7 protein-coding genes are annotated in these 5,393 nt (G+C 66.9%); all 7 read left to right on the top strand.

Translation table 11 applies throughout. The annotated features are described in order from the left end of the window. The coding region (gene ffh / locus AC1VAN_RS09985) for a signal recognition particle protein (RefSeq protein WP_480985731.1) at nucleotides 1–1,156 on the top strand (1,156 nt) is incomplete at its 5' end. Between the two features lie 55 nt (nucleotides 1,157–1,211). After that, nucleotides 1,212–1,646 carry a hypothetical protein gene (locus AC1VAN_RS09980; protein WP_025873823.1) on the top strand — a complete coding sequence of 145 codons (435 nt, stop codon included), beginning with the start codon at nucleotides 1,212–1,214 and terminating at the stop codon, nucleotides 1,644–1,646. Nucleotides 1,647–1,734: 88 nt separating this feature from the next. Next, a complete protein-coding gene (locus tag AC1VAN_RS09975) occupies nucleotides 1,735–2,811 on the top strand; it encodes an NAD(P)H-dependent flavin oxidoreductase (RefSeq protein ID WP_442251353.1) in 1,077 nt (358 codons plus the stop codon). Continuing rightward, nucleotides 2,808–3,590, top strand: a complete 783-nt coding sequence (locus AC1VAN_RS09970) for an aminotransferase class IV family protein (protein ID WP_442251354.1) — start codon at nucleotides 2,808–2,810, stop codon at nucleotides 3,588–3,590. Before AC1VAN_RS09975 ends, AC1VAN_RS09970 begins: the two co-directional genes overlap by 4 nt. Nucleotides 3,591–3,738: 148 nt before the next feature. Then, nucleotides 3,739–3,999 carry a 30S ribosomal protein S16 gene (gene rpsP / locus AC1VAN_RS09965; RefSeq protein ID WP_025873821.1) on the top strand — a complete coding sequence of 87 codons (261 nt, stop codon included), beginning with the start codon at nucleotides 3,739–3,741 and terminating at the stop codon, nucleotides 3,997–3,999. A gap of 45 nt (nucleotides 4,000–4,044) precedes the next feature. Beyond that, nucleotides 4,045–4,557, top strand: a complete 513-nt coding sequence (gene rimM, locus AC1VAN_RS09960) for a ribosome maturation factor RimM (RefSeq protein ID WP_025873820.1) — start codon at nucleotides 4,045–4,047, stop codon at nucleotides 4,555–4,557. 8 nt (nucleotides 4,558–4,565) lie between these two features. After that, on the top strand, nucleotides 4,566–5,324 hold the full coding sequence (trmD, locus tag AC1VAN_RS09955; protein ID WP_032976069.1) for a tRNA (guanosine(37)-N1)-methyltransferase TrmD: 759 nt from the start codon (nucleotides 4,566–4,568) through the stop codon (nucleotides 5,322–5,324). Nucleotides 5,325–5,393 lie beyond the last annotated feature (69 nt).

Here is a 5,393-nt window from a genome sequence, read left to right as displayed (position 1 = left end):
GATCAAGGTCGTGCGCGACGAGCTGACCGCGGTGATGGGCGCCGAAGCCAGCGACCTGAACCTCAACGTTCCCGCGCCGGCCATCATCCTGATGGCGGGCCTGCAGGGCGCCGGCAAGACCACCACGGTCGGCAAGCTGGCCAAGCACCTGAAGGAAAAGCGCAAGAAGAAGGTGATGGTGGTCTCGGCCGACGTCTACCGTCCGGCGGCGATCGAGCAGCTGAAGACGCTGGCCGACCAGGTGGGCGTGCTGTTCTTCCCGTCCAGCGCCGAGCAGAAGCCGGAGGCCATCGTCCGCGCCGCCATCGATGACGCGCGCAAGTCGTTCGTCGACGTGCTGCTGGTCGATACCGCCGGCCGCCTGGCCATCGACGAAGMGATGATGGSCGAGATCAAGGCCCTGCACGCYGCGRTCAACCCGGYYGAAACGCTGTTCGTGGTCGATGCCATGACCGGCCAGGACGCSGCCAAYACSGCCAAGGCCTTCGGTGATGCGTTGCCGCTGACCGGCGTTGTCCTGACCAAGRYYGACGGTGACGCCCGTGGCGGCGCCGCGCTGAGCGTGCGCTACATCACYGGCAAGCCGATCAAGTTCRTCGGTGTCAGCGAAAAGCCGGAAGGCCTGGACGTGTTCCACCCGGACCGTATCGCCAGCCGCATCCTCGACATGGGCGACGTGTTGTCGCTGGTCGAGCAGGTCGAGCAGCAGGTCGACAAGGACAAGGCGCAGAAGCTGGCCGAGAAGGTCGCCAAGGGCAAGAAGTTCGATCTGAACGACATGCGCGACCAGCTCGAGCAGATGCAGAACATGGGCGGTATCGGCGGCCTGATGGACAAGCTGCCGGGCCTGGGCCAGATTCCCGAGCACCTCAAGCAGCAGGTCAGCCAGGGCAAGGAAGTGCCGCGCATGATCGCCATCATCGGCTCGATGACCAAGAAGGAACGGCGCAACCCGAACCTGCTCAATGGCTCGCGTCGCGCCCGCATCGCCAAGGGCTCGGGCGTGACCCCGGCCGACGTCAACAAGCTCATGAAGCAGTACATGCAGATGGAAAAGATGATGAGCAAGATGGCCGGTGGCGGCATGAAGGGCATGATGCGCAGCATGAAGGGCATGATGGGCGCCATGGGCGGCCGTGGCATGCCGTTCCGCTGAGCGCGCGCTGTATCGAACGCTTGAACAACCCGCGGAATCAATCAAAGGAATGTGCATGAACAAGTCGATCGTGGTGATGGCGCTGGCCCTGGGCCTGGTTGCCTGCAAGGACGACACCTCCGTGTCGCAGAAGGCCGGTAGTGCCATCAGTGGTACCGCTGCCGATTTCGTCGCCGGGCTGGGCGAGGGCGTGGACAAGCGCATGAACGTGACGCTGCAGGCCGATCCGGGCCTGGCCGCGCAGGGCCTCACCGTCACCCTCGGCAAGAGCCGTGGCATGGGCTCCAAGGACGCGGCGGTGTACGTGGTGGCGGACAAGGCCTTCAAGGGCAAGCTGGTGGCGCGTGCGCTGGATGCCGAGGGCACCGAGATCGGTCGCGCCAGCGCCGAGGAAGAGTTCGCCGCTGATGACGCGCGCTACGTGACGTTCAAGTTCAACGAAGAAATGGACAGCCAGCTGGTCCGCACCTACGCGGTGTCTGCACGCTGAGCCAGGCGGGAGCGGATCGCCCGCGGCGACGCTCCCGTCCACAGTGTCTGGCGTATGCTGGCAGCGACTCCTCCCACAGGTGCGTCGCGTGAGCCTTTCGCCGATTCTCGAACGCGCCGACGATTTCTGTCGGCGTTTTTCATTGCAGCTGCCGATCCTGCTGGCACCGATGGCCGGTGCCTGTCCGGTTCCGCTTTCCGCCGCGCTGGCCAACGCSGGCAGCATGGGCGCGATGGGGGCCGTGTTGTCGCCGGCGGCGGATATCGGTCGCTGGATGCAGGACTTCCGTGCAGCGTCCAGCGGGCCGGCGCAGGTGAACCTGTGGTTGCCCGATCCCGCGCCGGTGCGCGATGTGGCCGCCGAGGCCGCCACGCGTGCGTTCCTGGGCCAGTGGGGGCCGGAGGTTGCGGCCAGCGCAGCGGATGCCACGCCTGCCGATTTCGAGGAGCAGTTCAGTGCGCTGCTGGCGGCACGGCCGGCGGTGGCCTCGACCATCATGGGCGTGCTGTCGCCGCGTCACGTGCAGCAGTTGAAGGATACGGGCATCGCCTGGATCGCCTGCGCTACGACGCTGGCCGAAGCGCGTGCTGCGCAGGACGCGGGTGCTGACGCGGTGGTCGCGCAGGGCGCCGAAGCCGGCGGCCATCGCGGCGCCTTCGATCCGATGCGTGCAGAGCAGCAGCTGGTCGGCCTGTTCGCACTGCTGCCGCGGCTGGCGGACAACCTGAGTATTCCGGTGATCGCTGCGGGCGGAATCGGCGACGGTCGCGGCATTGCTGCTGCCCTGATGCTCGGGGCCAGCGCCGTGCAGATCGGCACGGCCTTCCTGCGCACACCCGAAGCAGCGGTGGCGCCGGCATGGGCCGATGCGTTGGCCCGCAGCGAACCCGAAGACACCTGGCCGACGCGCGCGTTCAGTGGGCGCCTGGGCCGCGGCCTGGCGACTGCCTACGTGCGTGCAGCTGCTGCCGAGGGCGCACCCGCGCCGCGCCCGTACCCTGTGCAGCGTGGCCTGACTGGACCGATGCGCAAGCAGGCCACGCAGGAAAACCGGCTTGCTGCGATGCAGGCCTGGGCCGGGCAGTCGGCATGGATGGCACCGGCAGCGCCGGCCGCCGACGTGCTGCGTGGCATGTGGGAACAGGCACAGGCGCTGCTGCGATGACGGTGACCTGCAACGGCGCAACGGCGCGGGCCGAAGACCTGCTGCCGGCGCTGACCAACTACGGCCACTTCACCTCGTTGCAGGTGCGCGGCAACGCGGTGCAGGGGCTTGATCTGCATCTGCAGCGGCTGGCGCGGGCAACGCAGGAACTGTTCGGCAGCGGGCTCGATATCGCGCAGGTGCAGGTGTGGATGGCGCAGGCGCTGCAACAGGCCGGCCAGGTCGACGCATCGATGCGGGTCACCGTGTTCTCGCGCCGTTTCGATTTCCGCGCGCCTCTGGCAAGCGTGCCGGTGGATGTACTGGTTGCCGTCTCCGCGCCGGTCGCGTTGACCGCGCCGAAACGCGTACGCAGCGCGACATGGCAGCGAGAGCTGCCGCAGATCAAGCATGTCGGTACGTTTGGACTGTTCGCCCAGCGCCGTGCCGCGTTGGCAGCGGGTTTCGACGATGCGCTGTTCGTCACTGGCGACGGGCAGATCAGCGAGGGAACCACCTGGAACCTGGCCGTGCATGACGGCGAACACCTGATCTGGCCACAGGCGCCTGCGCTGCGGGGAACCGCTGAAGCGCTGCTGCAGGCGGGCTGGGTGGGCCCACAGGAGGGCCGGCCGTTGCGGCTGGATGAGCTGGCCGGCATGCAGGCCGCCTTCGCCTGCAACGCCAGTGGGGTGTGGGCGCTGGATGCCATCAATGGTCAGGCGCTGCCGGGTTCGCAGGCCCTGGCCGAACAGGGCAGGGCGGTGTTGGCCCGGGTGCCCTGGCAGTCGCTTTCCTGAATGGAACCGTTGGAGTCAGAACCCTTTTGCTCGGTAAAAGGGATCTGACCCCGGGGTAGACGCCCGGGGTTGGCTCGGCCGGACTCTGCCGCTATAATCGCCCGCTTACCGCGCCATCCTGGCGACTGGGCAATAGGAAAAAACCACCATGGTCAAGATTCGACTGACCCGCGGCGGCGCCAAGAAGCGTCCGTTCTACCACATCATCGTCACCGACGTCCGCAGCGCCCGCGACGGCCGCAACATCGAGCGCGTTGGCTTCTACAACCCGGTTGCACAGGGCGGCGAGAAGCGCATCGAGCTGGACCTGGCCCGCGTTGACCATTGGGTCAAGAACGGCGCCCAGCCGACCGAGAAAGTTCGCAACCTGATCAAGGAAGCGAGCAAGTCCCAGGCCGCTGCGGCCTGATCCTGACGGGCCGCACCCTGGTGCGGCCCATCTGATTGAACGCAGATGAAAGATAACGAGCGCCGCATCCTGCTTGGCAGGATTGTCGGCGCTTTTGGTGTGCGCGGCGAAATAAAGCTCGAGTCCTGGACCGAGCCGCGTTCCGCTATTTTCCGTTACCAACCGTGGATCCTGCGCAGCCCCAACGGGCAGGAATCGACGCTTGAAGGCGCCCGTGGCCGGGATACCGGCAAGCATCTGGTGGCCCGTTTCCCGGGCATCGAGGATCGCGACACGGTCGAGGCGATGCATGGCACCGAGGTCTTCGTGGCCCGAAGTGCGCTGCCGCCGCCGAATGCCGACGAGTATTACTGGGTCGATCTGGAAGGCCTGGATGTGAAGACCGTCGAAGGCGTTGCCCTCGGCCAGGTCTCGCACCTGTTCAGTACCGGCGCCAACGATGTGGTGGTCGTACGCGGTGATCGCGAGCGGATGATTCCGTTCGTCGTGCCGGAGTTCGTCAAATCCGTCGACTTCGAGGCCAATCTGGTCGTGGTCGACTGGGACCCCGAGTTCTGAGTGTGAGCATGCGTTTCGACGTCATCACCCTGTTCCCCGATTTCCTCGCCCAGTCCGCTGGGCTGGGCGTGGTCGGCCGTGCGCAGGAAAAGGGATTGTTCAGCCTGCATGGCTGGAATCCCCGTGACTACGCCGAGGGCAACTACCGCCGGGTGGACGATCGTCCGTTCGGCGGTGGCCCGGGCATGGTGATGCTGATCGAACCGCTGCAGGCCTGCCTGCAGGCGATCCGTGAGGCCGATCCGACGCCTGCGCGGGTGATCCATCTCAGCCCGCAGGGCGCGCCGTTGACCCAGGCCAAGGTGCGGGAACTGGCGGCATTGCCGCGCATGGTCCTGCTCTGCGGCCGCTATGAAGGCATCGACGAGCGTTTCCTGGCCGCCAATGTCGATGAGGAGATTTCCCTCGGCGACTATGTGCTGTCCGGCGGCGAGCTGGGGGCGGCGGTCATCATCGACGCGGTGGCCCGGCTGCAGGAAGGCGCCTTGAATGACGCCGAATCCGCGGCGCAGGACAGTTTCGAGGGCGACCTCGGCCTGCTCGACTGCCCGCATTACAGCCAGCCGGCCCAGCATCCGCTGGGGGACGTGCCGGACGTGCTGCGCTCGGGCAACCATGCCGCCATCGCCGCCTGGCGCCGGCAGCAGTCGTTGATCCGTACCGCACAGCGGCGCCCGGACCTGCTGGATGAACAGGCGCTGGGCAAGGCCGACCGCAAGCTGCTGGCCCTGGCCCGCCAGGTCCCGGCGGGAAAGGGCAAGGTCTAGCGCCAGCCCTGCTTTATCGGCTATCATGGCCAATTACGCCGGCCCCGGCCGGTGCGCAGTACCCAAAAC

Source organism: Stenotrophomonas sp. 05L44_2, assembly GCF_056665995.1.
This window is presented reverse-complemented; position numbering and strand designations above follow the sequence as displayed.

Coding starts and splice junctions, on each gene's coding strand:
- AC1VAN_RS09980 (WP_025873823.1), top strand. CDS start 1,212: ATGAACAAGTCGATCGTGGTGATGGCGCTGGCCCTGGGCCTGGTTGCC.
- AC1VAN_RS09970 (WP_442251354.1), top strand. CDS start 2,808: ATGACGGTGACCTGCAACGGCGCAACGGCGCGGGCCGAAGACCTGCTG.
- rpsP (WP_025873821.1), top strand. CDS start 3,739: ATGGTCAAGATTCGACTGACCCGCGGCGGCGCCAAGAAGCGTCCGTTC.
- rimM (WP_025873820.1), top strand. CDS start 4,045: ATGAAAGATAACGAGCGCCGCATCCTGCTTGGCAGGATTGTCGGCGCT.
- trmD (WP_032976069.1), top strand. CDS start 4,566: ATGCGTTTCGACGTCATCACCCTGTTCCCCGATTTCCTCGCCCAGTCC.